This is a genomic window from Methylomonas rapida, from assembly GCF_024360925.2.
In the GTDB taxonomy this organism is placed as follows: Bacteria; Pseudomonadota; Gammaproteobacteria; order Methylococcales; family Methylomonadaceae; genus Methylomonas; species Methylomonas rapida.
Map to the genome: position 1 here is coordinate 1,463,060 of NZ_CP113517.1, position 14,029 is coordinate 1,477,088.

At 51.5% G+C, this 14,029-nt stretch carries 18 protein-coding genes; 15 read left to right on the forward strand and 3 right to left on the reverse strand.

The features are described from left to right. Positions 1–13 precede the first annotated feature (13 nt). The 5 genes from NM686_RS06910 to NM686_RS06930 all read left to right on the forward strand — a co-directional run bounded on the left by NM686_RS06910 (position 14) and on the right by NM686_RS06930 (position 2,987). Positions 14–673: an SOS response-associated peptidase gene (locus NM686_RS06910; RefSeq protein ID WP_255187148.1), complete on the forward strand. Its 660-nt coding sequence runs from the start codon at positions 14–16 to the stop codon at positions 671–673. Positions 674–751: 78 nt separating this feature from the next. Beyond that, entirely contained in the window at positions 752–1,075 is a 324-nt protein-coding gene (locus NM686_RS06915) for a hypothetical protein (RefSeq protein ID WP_255187149.1), read from the forward strand. Positions 1,076–1,232: 157 nt separating this feature from the next. Beyond that, entirely contained in the window at positions 1,233–1,913 is a 681-nt protein-coding gene (locus NM686_RS06920; protein WP_255187150.1) for a CsgG/HfaB family protein, read from the forward strand. Between the two features lie 28 nt (positions 1,914–1,941). After that, on the forward strand, positions 1,942–2,364 hold the full coding sequence (locus NM686_RS06925) for a DUF4810 domain-containing protein (RefSeq protein ID WP_255187151.1): 423 nt from the start codon (positions 1,942–1,944) through the stop codon (positions 2,362–2,364). Next, on the forward strand, positions 2,361–2,987 hold the full coding sequence (locus NM686_RS06930) for a DUF799 domain-containing protein (RefSeq protein WP_255187152.1): 627 nt from the start codon (positions 2,361–2,363) through the stop codon (positions 2,985–2,987). The genes NM686_RS06925 and NM686_RS06930 overlap by 4 nt, the downstream gene beginning before the upstream one ends. 303 nt (positions 2,988–3,290) lie before the next feature. Here the strand turns inward: NM686_RS06930 and NM686_RS06935 are convergent, their stop codons facing one another. The 3 genes from NM686_RS06935 to NM686_RS06945 all read right to left on the reverse strand — a co-directional run bounded on the left by NM686_RS06935 (position 3,291) and on the right by NM686_RS06945 (position 6,466). Beyond that, positions 3,291–4,100, reverse strand: a complete 810-nt coding sequence (locus NM686_RS06935) for a LytR/AlgR family response regulator transcription factor (RefSeq protein WP_255187153.1) — start codon at positions 4,098–4,100, stop codon at positions 3,291–3,293. Then, on the reverse strand, positions 4,097–5,269 hold the full coding sequence (locus NM686_RS06940; RefSeq protein ID WP_255187154.1) for a sensor histidine kinase: 1,173 nt from the start codon (positions 5,267–5,269) through the stop codon (positions 4,097–4,099). The genes NM686_RS06935 and NM686_RS06940 overlap by 4 nt, the downstream gene beginning before the upstream one ends. 123 nt (positions 5,270–5,392) lie before the next feature. After that, positions 5,393–6,466 carry a sensor histidine kinase gene (locus tag NM686_RS06945; RefSeq protein WP_255187155.1) on the reverse strand — a complete coding sequence of 358 codons (1,074 nt, stop codon included), beginning with the start codon at positions 6,464–6,466 and terminating at the stop codon, positions 5,393–5,395. A 446-nt stretch (positions 6,467–6,912) separates the two neighbouring features. Between NM686_RS06945 and NM686_RS06950 the strand changes: the two genes are divergently transcribed. The 10 genes from NM686_RS06950 to NM686_RS06995 all read left to right on the forward strand — a co-directional run bounded on the left by NM686_RS06950 (position 6,913) and on the right by NM686_RS06995 (position 13,970). Next, complete coding sequence (locus NM686_RS06950; protein ID WP_255187156.1) at positions 6,913–7,305, forward strand: hypothetical protein; 393 nt, start codon at positions 6,913–6,915, stop codon at positions 7,303–7,305. A gap of 240 nt (positions 7,306–7,545) precedes the next feature. Further along, positions 7,546–8,295 (forward strand): Lcl domain-containing protein, encoded by a 750-nt coding sequence (locus NM686_RS06955; RefSeq protein WP_255187157.1) that lies wholly within the window; start codon positions 7,546–7,548, stop codon positions 8,293–8,295. Between the two features lie 36 nt (positions 8,296–8,331). After that, complete coding sequence (locus NM686_RS06960; protein ID WP_255187158.1) at positions 8,332–8,898, forward strand: hypothetical protein; 567 nt, start codon at positions 8,332–8,334, stop codon at positions 8,896–8,898. Between the two features lie 95 nt (positions 8,899–8,993). Then, complete coding sequence (locus NM686_RS06965) at positions 8,994–9,590, forward strand: hypothetical protein (RefSeq protein WP_255187159.1); 597 nt, start codon at positions 8,994–8,996, stop codon at positions 9,588–9,590. Next, positions 9,574–10,041 carry a hypothetical protein gene (locus tag NM686_RS06970; protein ID WP_255187160.1) on the forward strand — a complete coding sequence of 156 codons (468 nt, stop codon included), beginning with the start codon at positions 9,574–9,576 and terminating at the stop codon, positions 10,039–10,041. Before NM686_RS06965 ends, NM686_RS06970 begins: the two co-directional genes overlap by 17 nt. 31 nt (positions 10,042–10,072) lie before the next feature. Next, positions 10,073–10,714, forward strand: coding sequence for a DUF2306 domain-containing protein (locus NM686_RS06975; RefSeq protein WP_269022626.1), 642 nt, complete (start codon positions 10,073–10,075; stop codon positions 10,712–10,714). A gap of 40 nt (positions 10,715–10,754) precedes the next feature. After that, positions 10,755–11,123 (forward strand): OB-fold nucleic acid binding domain-containing protein, encoded by a 369-nt coding sequence (locus tag NM686_RS06980; RefSeq protein WP_255187162.1) that lies wholly within the window; start codon positions 10,755–10,757, stop codon positions 11,121–11,123. Between the two features lie 125 nt (positions 11,124–11,248). Continuing rightward, complete coding sequence (locus NM686_RS06985; RefSeq protein WP_255187163.1) at positions 11,249–12,091, forward strand: DUF4189 domain-containing protein; 843 nt, start codon at positions 11,249–11,251, stop codon at positions 12,089–12,091. Positions 12,092–12,335: 244 nt separating this feature from the next. Next, positions 12,336–13,109 carry an alpha/beta fold hydrolase gene (locus NM686_RS06990; RefSeq protein WP_255187164.1) on the forward strand — a complete coding sequence of 258 codons (774 nt, stop codon included), beginning with the start codon at positions 12,336–12,338 and terminating at the stop codon, positions 13,107–13,109. A 189-nt stretch (positions 13,110–13,298) separates the two neighbouring features. After that, on the forward strand, positions 13,299–13,970 hold the full coding sequence (locus tag NM686_RS06995) for a DUF998 domain-containing protein (RefSeq protein WP_269022627.1): 672 nt from the start codon (positions 13,299–13,301) through the stop codon (positions 13,968–13,970). Positions 13,971–14,029 lie beyond the last annotated feature (59 nt).

The following is a 14,029-nucleotide window of genomic DNA, read 5'->3' on the forward strand; positions in this document are numbered from 1 at the left end:
GGAATAGAAAATCATGTGCGGACGATTTCAGCTAACTGCGTCACCTGAAGAAATTGCCGAGCATTTCCAACTCTCGCGCCTGCCCAAATATCAGCCCAGCTACAACATCACGCCGGCGCAGAAAATTCTCTGTATTGTCGAATTGGAGGACAAATCGCTAAAGGCGGTGAATCTGTTCTGGGGCTTGGTGCCGTCCTGGTCCAAAGACACCAAAAACAGCCATCATCTGATCAATGCACGTGCCGAAACGATTCGAGAAAAGCCATCGTTTCGAGCGGCCTTTCATAAACGTCGCTGCCTGATCGTCGCACAAGGTTTTTACGAGTGGCAAAAGCAGGAATCTGGCAAACAGGCCTTTCATATTCATCGACAGGACCATCAGTTATTTGCTTTTGCCGGGGTCTGGGAACAGTGGCAACAAGAACAACAAGCCTTGTATTCCTGCAGTGTCATTACCACTGAAGCGACGGGTTTGATGCAACCCATACATGACAGAATGCCGGTGATCTTGCCGTATGATCACTACGGCGATTGGTTGGATAAATCTAGCAGTGTGGATCAAGCCTTCATGCGGCTGGATAATTTGGCTTATACCAATATGATGGCAACACCCATAAGTGATTGGGTGAATAATCCCAGGCATGATGATATGCGTTGCATAAACCCAATTTAGGCTAACGCACAAACTTGGCGTCAATCAGGGTTGGCACTACACTTCTGCCCAGGTAAGTCTTAAATTGGAGGGATAGACATGGAACGATTACTATTGGCGCTCTGGATTTTCTCTAGTGCAGTTTTTGCTGAGGGCGACGAAAAGCTTTGGCCTGACGACAAGCCAAAAAACTTCTGCCTAGACCCCACATTAGCCACCAACAATGAAAATTTAGCCAAGGAGCATCCCGGCGATGAGCGACTCGTAAAACTTGTCGCCTTGCGTTCCGGACTTTGTAATCTGGTATTGAAAAACATCGTTCCGCTGAATACTGCCATCGATATCTTCGACGCTGAAAAGGAAAACGAAATGCAAAAGCGCTTGCAGGAAGGTCAAACCAATAAAGGTGATATTCTTCTTTGATATTACGTTATATCAACAACAAGACTAGGAACAACGTCCTGCACTGGAATGACTTTAGAAGGAAAATCGCCCAACTTTATCCAACGCTGATATTCGCGAATCCAGCCAAATGTGCTTGTCAGCCGATTGCCAAACATTGACTCCAAAGGAAACTGTCATGAATTTTTTATGCGCTTCATTACTGATGATCTCGTTGATTAGCTTGACGGGTTGCGTTAGCAGGGATATTCACGAAGCGGTCGAGGACCGTGGGCCGCAAGTGGCTTTCGCTCCGCTGCCGCAAGCCAGCCGCTTGACGGTTGCTGTTTCTCGCTTCACTAACGAATCGGTTTACGGCAGTGGTTTGTTTACGGATCAATCCGGCGATCGAATTGGCAAGCAAGCGGCAGATTTGTTGTCTAGACATTTGATGGCGACCCAGCATTTCAATGTGGTGGAACGCCAGGACATCAGCAAGCTCAAATCCGAAGCGGAGTTGATGGGCAAAACCGAATCCGAATTCAAACAGAATCTGCTCGGGGTCGATGCGTTGATCATGGGTTCGGTAGTGGAATTAGGTCGCGATACAACCGGGGGTGTTTGGCTGATTGGTAAGGAAAAAACTCAGCGGGCCCGTGCGCGCGTGGTCTTACGTTTGGTCGATCCCAAAACTGGCCAAGTGTTTTATAGCCAAGAAGGCACAGGTGAAGCGTCTATATCATCCACTGCGACGCTTGGTTTCGGGGGAACTGCTGGATTTGACTCGACGTTGGAAGGCAAAGCCATCGATGCTGCGATTGTGAATATGATCAATAACGTCGTCAGCACATTGGAAGCACGCGGTAAATCACAGCCGTAATATCCCGTCTTATGAAAGGAATCGCATAATGTTCAACATAAGAAGAGGGTATCTCAAGCTTTGTTGCAGTGGGCTTGCCATGTTGTCGGCGCTTTCCGGTTGTGCTCCCCAGGGATTATTCTACTGGGGCGATTATGAAAGCAGCTTGTACGAGCGCTATGTTGATAATAACAGCCAACATACCGATGCCTACTTGCGGAACACGATCACCGAAGCTGAGCAACGTCAGCAGCGCGTGCCGCCGGGTGTCTTCGCCGATTACGGTTTCCTGTTATACACCCGCGGGGATAAAGCCGGCGCGATTGCCTATTTTCAGAAAGAACGCTCGCTGTACCCTGAGTCCACTGCGCTGATGAATAAACTCATCGAAAAGATACAGCAGAAGGAAATGCCGCCGGAACCTAAAAGCGAAACGACGGCAACACCCGTACTGCAGGAGGCGGCGCCATGAGATTAATGTTGGTTTTGTTAATCACCTGGGTGTTGCAAGGCTGTGTAGGTCCGCAACATATCAACCTAGATGCCTTTTATGCGCACCCTCCGCGCTCGATAGTGGTAGTGCCAGTGGTCAACGAATCGCCCGAAGTTACGGCCAATTCGGTATTTATTACCACTATCACGCAACCGTTGGCTGAACGCGGCTATTACGTATTCCCGGTGTACTTGACCGACATGATCCTGCGAGATTTTGGTTTAGTGGAGGCGGGGCACATCCAATTGTTGCCACCCGAGCGGTTTAACGAGTTATTCGGCGCGGACGCAGTTTTGTTTATCACCATTAAGGACTGGAGCACAAAATATTTGGTGCTGGCGTCTTCGGTCGTGGTTGATATGGAATATGTTCTCAAAGACACCCGGACAGGAACGGTGCTTTGGCAAAACCACCAAAATTATGTTCAAAGTTCTGGTGGTGGCGATCCCATAGCTATGGCAGTTTCTGCGGCGCTTAACGCTTTACTGACGGACTACTTACCATTAGCTCGACAGGCCAATTTCTTGGCCTTTCAACCTCCAAAAGGTTTGCCAGCAGGACCCTACCATCCAGAGTATCAGCAAGATAAAAGTAAATTTTAAATTGATTGTTCGGGAGGGTATGTTTTGGTAGTTAACGACCCAAACCCGTCTATCGAGTTTCTCCAAACCGGTCATTCAGTGACATTCAGATTCTGCGAACTGCTGGACTACAAAGCAGACGTTGGTGGCCTCAACCTATCCGCCTAGAGCAGCCGTATAATACTCATTGACCACTGATTGCTAACTGGCTTATTGCCGTCAACGACTTTGTTTGTCTTAAAAATTCAGCAAGCTTTTAGCGCCTTCTCGGAAAGAACCATAGGCTGTGTTTCTATTGGGCGCATCAAACAAACGCACCACGTTCTATAAACATGTTTCGTTTGCTGGATTGATTTCCCGATTTTTGGTGAGTTGGTTACGTACGACGGAGGCGTAAGTTCTGCCTATCCTAACCTCAGAGCCGTCCTTCATGACGGCCACCATGGCGGCGAACGGCGCTTGTTTGATGCGGGCAATGGCGTTACGCCGCACGATGGTGCTGCGGTGAATACGAATGAAGTCTTCCGAACCTAAGTGTTGTTCCAGGGCGGTCAGCGTTTCATGGTAGAGGTACTCCGCCCCGTCGACATGAATGCGCACATAGTCGCGCTCGGCCTGTATGCGAGTGATTCGGTCTTGGGTGACGCGGATGTGTTCTCCGCGGACCTTGACCCAGAATTCGTGGTTTTGCTTGGGTTGTTCGCGTAAGGCGCGTTTCAGGGCAGCGATGGTTTCTTGCAATTCTGCGATACGGTCGGTTTGGTTACGCGCGGCGACGGCGGATTTAGCGCGTTCCATAGCCTGCTCGAAACGGCCCGGTTCGACGGGTTTGGTAAGGTAATCGACGGCGTTGGCTTCGAACGCGCGCAACGCGTGGTGATCGAAGGCGGTGACGAAGACGACGACGGGCGGTTCCGGGCCTAATTGTTCCAGCACGTCGAAACCGCTACCACCGGGCATCAGAATATCCAGAAGCAGGATCTCCGGCTGAAATTCTAATATTTTGTAACGAGCCTCCGCCACATCAGCGGCTTGTTCGATCTGGCCGACCCAATCGAGCTTGCCCAGTAGACGAACTAGTCGGCGACGGGCGAGCGGTTCGTCGTCCGCAACCAGAACGTTGACGCCGGTCATGATTGCCTCCAGGGTAGCTCCATGGCGACGCGGTAGCGGCCGGGTGAAATACCTCCTGATGAAAAGTGCGCATCTTCTTGAAACCTGGCGCGTAAGCGTTCTTCGACGTTGCGCAATCCAACGCCCATGCCCGGGCGACGATTTTCTTTTGCGTTGTCGCGCGGCATGTCGTTTTCTACGGCAATATGCAGCCGGTCGTCGGTGCGGTAGGCACTGAGCACGATTTCGACTGGGCCGCTGGTGGCGCCGACGCCGTGTTTGATGGCATTTTCGATCAATGGTTGCAGGATAAGGCTGGGCACGAGTGCATCGCGCGCGTTTTCCGGCATGTCGACCTTGAACGTCATGCGGTCGGAGAATCTCTCGCGTTCGATCTCCAGATATTCTTCCTGCAGAGCGATTTCGTCGGCGAGCGATACATCGTGCATGGGATCGAGCGAGAGTGTGGTGCGCATGAAGGTGGAAAGCGAAAGCACCATGCGTTCGGCGCGCGTGGCGGCGCCTTCCTCGATCAGGCCGGCAATGGAGTTGAGGGTGTTGAACAGAAAATGAGGGTTGATCTGGTAACGCAACGCTTTCATTTGCGCGGAAAAGGCTTCTTCCCGAACGGCCGCCAATTGGCGCTCCCGGTCTCTGACATCGAAGCTGTACAAAAGTGTAAGAAACGCGCAGGACCAGCCAAAGAACATAGCCCAGCACATAAATAATACTATGATGTTATCAATCACTGAAAAATTTAGGTTCGTGGCGGCGTAGAGCATTTTGTAAAACTCTTGTGTGAGGATGAAATCCACAATGGAAACGATGGCGGAGATAAGGAAGCATATAACGATGTTGTGAATCATCCTGTTGGTTCGCAGGCGCCAGACTGCAATCGACATGATGAAAAATGAGGTGAGACCGGACGCAATTTCGACCAGCGCAGAATGATCGAGGAAGGCCGCCGGAACGTGTAGGTATGATTCCGGGGCAGGAATATATGCAGACAGGCCGTAGAATAAAGCGGCCAGGAGCAGGTAGCTTATTCCCAGCCTAAATGCCTCTCTAAAGAGGGATTCACGAGGCGGCATTCCATCCTCGAGCCGAAGTTGTAAAAACTGGCCGCTCTTGCGTACAGCAGGAGATTCATCTAGCCGCAGAGTCGATAATCTTTCTTTGGTGTTTTGCATGGTGACTGCCTCAGGACGACACTCTAGCAATGAAATTCAAGGTCAAGCAGGCACCCCAACGCTTACCAAGGATGCGGTGTTCGGCCAACCGGGGGCATAACCTTGCGGATATGGAAATCCGGCTCATGCGCTTCTCCAAGGCAAACTAATGGCTGCCCTGTAACGGCTGGGGGATATTCGGCCCGCGAGAAAACCGGCGGCATCCTGAAAGCGCACGCGCAGACGCTCTTCCACGTTGCGCAGACCCACGCCTATGCCTGGACGGGAATCGGCGGACGCATCGTCGCGCGGCATATCGTTTTCGACAATAACATGAAGCCGGTTATCTTCGCGATAGGCACTGAGCGTAACTTCCACGGAACCAACCGTCGCACCGACGCCATGCTTGATCGCGTTTTCAATCAGCGGCTGAAGAATCAGGCTGGGCACAAGGGCGGACTTCACGTCGTCCGGCACGGAGATTTTGAACGTCATGCGGTCGGCGAATCGCTCGCGTTCGATCTCCAGATACTCTTCCTGCAGGGCGATTTCGTCGGCGAGCAGTACATCGTGCATGGGATCGAGGGCAAGCGTGGTGCGCATGAAGGTCGATAGCGAAAGCACCATGCGTTCGGCGCGCGTGGCGGCGCCTTCCTCTATCAGACCGGCAATGGAGTTGAGGGTATTGAACAGAAAATGCGGATTGATCTGGTAGCGGAGTGCCTGCATTTGGGCTGCTAGCGCTTCCTTACGGGCAATTTCCAGGAGTCGTTCGCGTTCGAGCACTTCGAAATTATCTAGTGCGGCGACAAATAAACAACTCCAGCCGAACAGCATGGAAGCCCCTTCAATCAATGTGTAGCCGGAGTAAAGCGGATCGAAGTCAACAGGTTTGGGATACTGGCAAATGGTGTAGTTGATGAAGTCGATTGCCGTATAGATAGGCGCGGTGACGGCCGCCATCAGAAAACACAGCAGGGCTTTTTGCAAGAAGTTCAGCCGATGGCGCAGCCGAATCAACAGCCTCGCCATCAGATAGGTCATCACCGCGCTGATTCCGAATAGCACTAGTTTGAGCGGGGCGGACTCTATCGGGTCGATGTTGATGAAGTAACCCAAGATGCTGTCTGCGACAAACATGCAGAGCCAGTACAGAATATTTAGACGTAGCGCAGCCTGCAGCACTCCGCAGGATTCTGATGTGTCATCGGTCGTCATGGAAGGCGAATTCATGTATGCATTATCGCCTGATCCGGTTGGTTTTCGAATGCATTTGGTCGTCGATTATTCGCCATTCGCAGGAATTTTTCGCCTTCGTAGAAGGCTAATGGCGCTTGGAAGAAATTGACGGGAATTCGCAAACCGGCGTTTTTACAATGCAAGCAGTCCAAGTGACAGCCTGCAAGCCGGGATGAATTACGGTATCCGGTCGAGTCTGATTAATTGCCTGCCGCTTTCCGGTTCGGGCAGGCACTGAATTGGGAAACCGGAAAAACGTAGCATTTCACTGCTTTTGCGAAATACAGCACTGAACGCAGCCTAACCTAAGTCCCTTCGGTCCCCTCGCACGGCACCAAAGCCTTGCCGGCTAGTTCAAGACGTTAGGCATATCTTCACGCTCCTATGCCCAACGTTTCCTTTATTTGGAGCGGTGGAAAATCAAAATGGCACAAAAAGTTCTGGCGGTCGCTCTCTTATTGATGTTTTCCGGCTGCGCAACAACCACCAATAATACTTCCGCTCAAGGAAGCAACCAGGCCGAGAAGAAAATATCGATGGCTATTGGCCGCGAAATTGGCAACTTTAAAATCACCAATTCTCAGGCTACAGAAGCTCCGGCCGGCTATAACGGCATGCAGTACACCGTTAAAACGGATGATGGAGCCACCTTTAAGTGTGAAATTTTAGAGCCGTCCGGGTTTGGCAAATTCGCGACCTGGGGTATGGCAAGCGGGGCAGACGCCATGTGCACCGATTTTACCAAAGGCTCGAAAGACATCGGAAAAACCAACAACGCGAGCTGCAATGCGTTATTAAGAGCCGCGGGCAAATGCTGAGGCCCCTTCGAGAAGGCTAGATGCTTACTGACCGCAAACATTCTATCTCCGACACTTGGTCGACTGCATTTCGTCGTCGATTAATCGCTACCCGCAGAATTTTTTTGCCTTCGCGGTCGCACGGCGACCATTGAAAGAATTCAAATGGAAGCGGTAGACATGGGTTTTTACAATGCGGTCACGGTGTAGAGATTGTGATGATTTTTTTAAATTTAAAGACGACTTCCATGGAGAAACGCGATGAAACCTCGAACTCTTTGCTGCGCACTAGCGGCGTGTTGTTCATTAATGATCGAAAGCGCGCAGGCGCAGTTATTCGATCGCGGCGGCGGCCTAATTTATGACAGCGGTCTCAACGTCACCTGGCTGGCCGACGCCAATTACGCCAAAACCAGCGGATTCGACGCCGATGGCAAGATGAGCTGGCAAAACGCCATGGCCTGGGTAAGCGGACTTAGTTATTTCGACAGCGTGCGTAATACGACATACAACGACTGGCGGTTGCCAAGTTTCACCGATTTGGGCGAGTCGGGCTGCGATTACGGCTATAGCGGCACCGATTGCGGTTTTAACGTCTCGACCTCAAGCTCCGAACTGGCGCATTTGTATTACAGTGATTTCGCCAATAAAGGGTTTGTCGATTCGCGCGGTTTACAGCAGGATGGATACGGTCTGGTAGACGACCCGGCCGATCCGAACGACGAAAGCTTATTCAACAACCTGCAATCGTATTCTTATTGGATGGCGACCTCGTACACGATCCCCGGTGCAAGTACGCCGGATACCGCCGCATGGTATCTGCAATTTTCAACCGGCATGCAAAACACGATCAGTAAAGGCACTCAATATTACGTGCTAGCGGTACGCGACGGCGACGTAGTGGCGATGCCGCCGGTACCTTTGCCGTCAGCGGTTTGGCTGTTCGGCAGCGTGTTGATGGGATTTCTATATTCTGGACGATCCAAGTCCGGCAAATTGCAGCCGATTTAATCCTTCGAGTTATCGGAAATTAGTGGAGTAAAACGCATGAATAAAATAACGATGGCCGCTCTGCTAGCGGCGGCACTAGGCGCCGCAGGCGCGGCGAATGCGACAACAACTGTAGTCGATTTCGAAAATATCCACGATTGGGATCTGGTCGACGGATACGGCGGTTTGTCGGGCTGGGAGTCAATGAGTGGCCAAGTGTCGAGTTATTCGGACTTCGAGATGCACGACCCGGCAACGGGCGAGAACCGACTGCATACTCGTGCTGGCGAGCTGACTTTCGATCAAGGTCCGGTGATTTTTCAAGGTATGTATTACAACTATTGGGGCTTTGACACCGACATCAGTTTTTCGCTGTTCTATCAGGGACAAGAAGTCTATAGCTCCACGCTCGACGCCGCCAATCAGCCATTCGATATTTATTGGCTGGCATCAGGCTACTCCGGACTGGTCGACAGAATTCAGTTTCATGGCCAATCCTCCGACGGTTTTATTGTCGACAATCTGACCTATTCCACGGCGCCCGTGCCGTTACCCGGAGCCGCATGGGTATTTGCCTCCGGGCTGCTTGGCTTATTGCTGCAAAACCGCAGGCATTCGTCCTGAGAAATGGAGTAAACCCGAATACCATGTTGCACTGAGGTCGCCTATAAGAGGACCTACTTTGCAGCAAATCCCGGAAATTGATAGGAGTGAAACTAATGAAGCATAAACAACGATTTCTAGCCACGATGCTGACCCTGGGATTGTCGATGTCGGCACAGGCATCGACCGTGGTGACATTCGAGGATATTTCCCCGAATGATCTGGCGGATGGCTACGGCGGCATATCGGGATGGAGCGCCCTGGGAGGCACCGGGATCGGTGATAAAGCCTTCGGCGGCAACGGCCATTACACATTTTGGGGCAACGAAGGCATGCTCAGCTTCGATCATGCACCGGTTGTGTTTCAAGGCACGTATTACAAGGCGTTTCCCCTGCAACAGGATTATCAGTCTCCTTTGACGGCCATTGAACTATGGTACCAGGGCAATAGGGTGAGTAGCTTCCAATATTCGGGTGCGCCGCTCCAGAGCATGGCGTGGCTGGGATCGGGCTATGCAGGGCTCGTCGACCACGTTTACTTCAGAGGCGGCTTAACAGGTTTTTCGATCGACGACCTGATCTATAATACCGTCAGTTCCGTGCCGTTACCGGCAAGTTGGGCACTGTTCGCCGGCGGAGCCGCCTTGCTGGGATTCGCGCGGCGTCGTATCGTTCCAGCATTTCAAGATCGCGAAAATGAAAATTACCGGTAATCCTGGGCTGCTGCCTCAATTTCGCTCAATTGCAGAGGCTAAACCGAGTGTTCAGCGCAACGCCACGCGCGTTGTGTCGGATATGGCTACAATCTCGCCGTTAGGCAAATCATTGAGTGAGGGCAAAGATCATTCCGTTGACAGCCAATCGATCACGCAAATCATGGCCGGAAAAAGCCTGCGTAACATTCGATACACTGAACTTGTTTCCATCGCTGACAAGCTAAGAGACGCTGGGCAACTTGCGGATAAGGATTATCTGGATTTTATCGGACCATCGCCTGAATTTTCCTCGATTGACGGCTCGCGCAATCCGAACTGGGACGCCCCTATGGACTACATCGGACGTCATGAAATGAATCTCGCCTTCATGATCGCAACGGGGTCGGAGCAGCGCTTTATCGACTTCGAGCGGCATTTGTTGTCGCTTTACAAATCGTTTGAGCCATGATGCAAACAACGCCAAGTCAAGCAAATTGCTGATGCTAACTCAAACAAAAGCCGATTGGCTCATACCTGTCGGCTTGCTAACACTCAGCTTTATTCCTATATCAGCGGGCATTTTTCGTCTGGTTCAACTCGGTTTTGGAGCCGCCATTACCGAGGAGAATGCGCGCTTCTTTGCCGCGCCACTGCCTGTGGTACTGCACATTGTTGGCTCGTGCCTATTTTGCACCTTGGGCGCCGTGCAATTTTCTTGCGTTTTTCGCCGAGAGCAGCTCAATTTGCACCGGCTGTTCGGGCGCTTGCTGATCCCTATCGGGCTTGCGGTTTCGATTTCCGGCCTATGGATGACGCTGTATTACCCGCGTGCAACGCTAAATTATGATGGGCCTGTGCTCCATGTTGTACGTATATTGGTCGGGCTGGGAATGAGCCTGTCTTTATTGCTCGGGCTGTTGGCAGTCCGCAGGCAAAAAATCACGCATCATCGCGCCTGGATGATGCGCGCCTACGCACTTGGCCTGGGTGCGGGCACGCAGGTTTTCACCCATATTCCGTTGTTTGTCTTCCCAAGCCTTTGGAGCGAAACATCAAGGGCAATATGCATGGCCGCCGGGTGGAGCATCAATATCGCTGTGGTTGAGTGGATATTGATGCGCAATTGGCGTGGCCCTCATTAGCTTGAATATGATACCTATCAATGAAAAAGGAGAGATCACAATGAAAACCAGCTTTCTGCCGCTATTGTTTGTAATTGATTTATCAGTTAGCGGATGCGCCGGCACTACATCGATCAAGAATTTGGCATTACCGCCGGTAAGTACGATCGAAGGCACAGTCACGCAACTTGAGGAAAACGGCTTTGTTCTAACGGATGGTTCCGGTTCTATTCCTGTTAAAGCCCGGTTGCCGGACAACAGGAAACTAAATGTTTCGCTGAGTGAGAAAGTCAAAGTATACGGCAATCTGCAAGGCGGTCAGGAAAATGTATTTAATGGATATGTTATCAGGAAGCCGACCGGGGAACAGATCATCATCACCAATCCGACACCCCATTTTGGCTTTATTATTCAAAGTTCATTTCAGTAATTCCTGATAACGCCATCAACGCAGACGTATAAAAACGGTGCGCTGGTTATGAAGAATATTGGGCGCTCTCCCATTTCAGATGAAGCGGTTCAAAAAATGAAAATGTCCTTAATTTTTTTATCGGCATGGCTTTCAGTGCTCAGTCCCATGCCGATGCGGGTGGCTGCCCAGCAAGATATAACGCCGTTGTCGACGCTAATTCCGGCTGGATAACCTGTGTTCCAAAAGATCAGGATAACGGCAATGGCGAAGAGAGTGCCTATGGACCGTCTGTATCGGATCTTTTTATGGCTGTGGTCGGGCATGCCGATACGCCGCAGCTTTGGGTATCTTCCGGCTATCTCAACATTCAGGATGCCGAACGAACCGCTATGGATGCCTGCAAGAGTGCGATGGATTTACCGAACAGTTGCACGCTTCTGGTGCGAGCGCACAACAGCCAATATATCGGCACCGTGAGGAATGGCCGGGGCGTTCCCTATGTATCCAGCGACAATTCGATTGAAAATGCAACCGCTGCGGCCATGCGAGCCTGTAAAAAGGAATCCGATTCTTGCCAGGAGGGCGCCATGCTTTACAACACGCTGGCGCAAACCGACCGTTTTCCATCTATTCCCGTAAAGGAATATCTCGCCGTAACGGTTGCCTGGCCGGCTCTGGGTTCGAAAATAAAGCCCTCCGAAAACAAAAAGACCTGGCTGGCGAGCGGACGCCCAGTCTCGGAGAATGTGGAGGCCGCTCTCAGCCGGTGCCGCAAAGAATCCGGAACAACATGCGTCGTTGGCCGACATTCCGGCGGTGGCATGCTGGGTCGGCTACAGGCCAATGACGGCTATGATTATTGGGTGGATGCTTGGGATAGGGTTTGGCTAGAACGCAATGTGGACAAACTCTGTCCCGATGGTAAGCAATGCAAGCTGATCGAGGTCTTTGATTCAAACCAGATAGCAGATCAAGTCATTCAATAGGTGGCTGGCATGGACATTTACTTTAAGGAGATTGTCTTAAGACTCGTTGGTATTTTACTTATCATCAGCTTGTGTCCCAGTTGCACGTCGCCACAACTTTATGCGACCGGACAGTCCTATCAACGTAATCAATGCCTCCACCTCGCTGACTATGGCGACCGCGATCGGTGTTTAGGTAATGCAGAAGCGTCCTACGATGAATACAAGCGAAAACTCAGTAGGGAACAAGGAGAAACAGCCAGCCATGAGTAGACTTGCATATATTTTATTGCTGGCAATGCTGATGTCCGGTTGTGAGTCGCTACCGAACAAGGCCACGGCTCAAATCGACAATCGACGCGTCGAATACGCCTTATCCGGCAACGGAGGCAAGACCGTCGTGTTCGAAAACGGCCTCGGCGGCACGATGGATTGGTGGGCAAAAGTGTTGCCCGAGCTCGGCGGAAACGTTACCGCATTCGCTTACAACCGCCCCGGATATGGTAACAGCGAACCCGCATCCACCCCCCGCGACGGTCAGCACATTGCCGAAGAACTGCGCCTGTTACTGAGAGCCAAACATTTGCCGCCGCCTTATATTCTGGTAGGGCATTCTTTGGGCGGTTTATACATGCAACTCTTTGCACGGCTTCATCCCGACGAGGTGAGCGCATTGATTCTGGTTGATTCCACCCATCCGGAGCAACTCAAAGGCAACGGAGCCTATGAAAACCGGCCGCTTTGGGTACGCATGCTATTCCAGTTGGCGATGGTGACCTCGGACGTGACCAAGCAGGAACTCAGGAACGCGGTATTGGCAAGCCCGACCTTTGCCGGAAAACCGGTGCTTGTTCTCGGCGCATTACAACCTCTCGAACAAACATCACCATTGGCAGACGATTCCAATGCAAAACGCCGCGATCTAGTCAGACTGTATCCTGGTGCCAAACAAATCTGGGTCGATAGCGGCCACGGCATTCCGCTGGATATGCCCGACTCGGTCGTTGCGGCAATTGGCGATGCGTCGGAGCGACACTGACGCAGCTCACGGCGAGTTGTGACATTTAGCAAAATTGCCTGTACTCAACTGATACGAACTTGCCTGGTCATCGCTGATGGATGCCGAAAACAATGGATATCTATTATTGGACACCCCCATTGGCCACAATGACTTACTTGGCATATTCAAACACCGGCAACCAACACACGAATAGACCGTTTAGAACATATGAAGAACGTTTCAGACATTTTAGGCGCTTGGCTCGGCTTGACTGCATCGCTTTATTGGCTTTGCGGAGTGATATATTTGCCGACGCTGTTGGCAAATTATAATGCCATTAGCCAGACCATTAGCGAATTGAGCGCCATTTCGACACCGCTCGCAAACCGAATCAATTTTGGCTGGTCGTTACCGTTGGGCATATTGCAATGCGGGGCTGTATTGACGAAATACCGACAGCAACATATTACGGCAGAGGTTCGCAACGGGTTGGCAGCATTCGGTTGCGTCGGAATCGCTTACGTGGCTTGCAGCTTTTTTCCGTGCGATCAGGGAGCGCCGCTATGGGGTTCATGGCGTCAATTGGTTCACAATGCTTTTGGTGGACTAGAATATGCCGGTGGCGGCTTGGGGTTATTGCTACTGGGGAAAGCCAGACGCGAAAACGACCGATTGGCCATGGCACTCCAACTGTCCGGACTATTGGTGTGGATGGGTTTGCTGTTAATGACCATTCCAGGGCTGTTTGGTGTGCGCGGAGCGGTGCAGCGCATCATTGAGGCGCTACTGTTTGGCTGGTTGGCGTGGGGAAGTATCAAACGACTCACCAGCAGGTGGCAGCTTGCTTGCGTCGTAGCCAAAAATGAGTGGAACGCTTTAAATATCTCGGATGGATCATAGTGACGCAGTGATAATGTAAATTTGCTCGCCGAATACCAGACATTCGACTGGGCCACAGG

Bases quoted from the DNA above. Each gene is read 5' to 3' on its own strand.
- NM686_RS06985 (WP_255187163.1), top strand. From the start codon at position 11,249: ATGGCTTTCAGTGCTCAGTCCCATGCCGATGCGGGTGGCTGCCCAGCA.
- NM686_RS06925 (WP_255187151.1), top strand. From the start codon at position 1,942: ATGTTCAACATAAGAAGAGGGTATCTCAAGCTTTGTTGCAGTGGGCTT.
- NM686_RS06960 (WP_255187158.1), top strand. From the start codon at position 8,332: ATGAATAAAATAACGATGGCCGCTCTGCTAGCGGCGGCACTAGGCGCC.
- NM686_RS06965 (WP_255187159.1), top strand. From the start codon at position 8,994: ATGAAGCATAAACAACGATTTCTAGCCACGATGCTGACCCTGGGATTG.
- NM686_RS06955 (WP_255187157.1), top strand. From the start codon at position 7,546: ATGAAACCTCGAACTCTTTGCTGCGCACTAGCGGCGTGTTGTTCATTA.
- NM686_RS06995 (WP_269022627.1), top strand. From the start codon at position 13,299: ATGAAGAACGTTTCAGACATTTTAGGCGCTTGGCTCGGCTTGACTGCA.
- NM686_RS06935 (WP_255187153.1), bottom strand. From the start codon at position 4,100: ATGACCGGCGTCAACGTTCTGGTTGCGGACGACGAACCGCTCGCCCGT.
- NM686_RS06980 (WP_255187162.1), top strand. From the start codon at position 10,755: ATGAAAACCAGCTTTCTGCCGCTATTGTTTGTAATTGATTTATCAGTT.
- NM686_RS06940 (WP_255187154.1), bottom strand. From the start codon at position 5,269: ATGCAAAACACCAAAGAAAGATTATCGACTCTGCGGCTAGATGAATCT.
- NM686_RS06945 (WP_255187155.1), bottom strand. From the start codon at position 6,466: ATGACGACCGATGACACATCAGAATCCTGCGGAGTGCTGCAGGCTGCG.
- NM686_RS06920 (WP_255187150.1), top strand. From the start codon at position 1,233: ATGAATTTTTTATGCGCTTCATTACTGATGATCTCGTTGATTAGCTTG.
- NM686_RS06915 (WP_255187149.1), top strand. From the start codon at position 752: ATGGAACGATTACTATTGGCGCTCTGGATTTTCTCTAGTGCAGTTTTT.
- NM686_RS06910 (WP_255187148.1), top strand. From the start codon at position 14: ATGTGCGGACGATTTCAGCTAACTGCGTCACCTGAAGAAATTGCCGAG.
- NM686_RS06975 (WP_269022626.1), top strand. From the start codon at position 10,073: ATGCTAACTCAAACAAAAGCCGATTGGCTCATACCTGTCGGCTTGCTA.
- NM686_RS06970 (WP_255187160.1), top strand. From the start codon at position 9,574: ATGAAAATTACCGGTAATCCTGGGCTGCTGCCTCAATTTCGCTCAATT.
- NM686_RS06990 (WP_255187164.1), top strand. From the start codon at position 12,336: ATGAGTAGACTTGCATATATTTTATTGCTGGCAATGCTGATGTCCGGT.
- NM686_RS06950 (WP_255187156.1), top strand. From the start codon at position 6,913: ATGGCACAAAAAGTTCTGGCGGTCGCTCTCTTATTGATGTTTTCCGGC.
- NM686_RS06930 (WP_255187152.1), top strand. From the start codon at position 2,361: ATGAGATTAATGTTGGTTTTGTTAATCACCTGGGTGTTGCAAGGCTGT.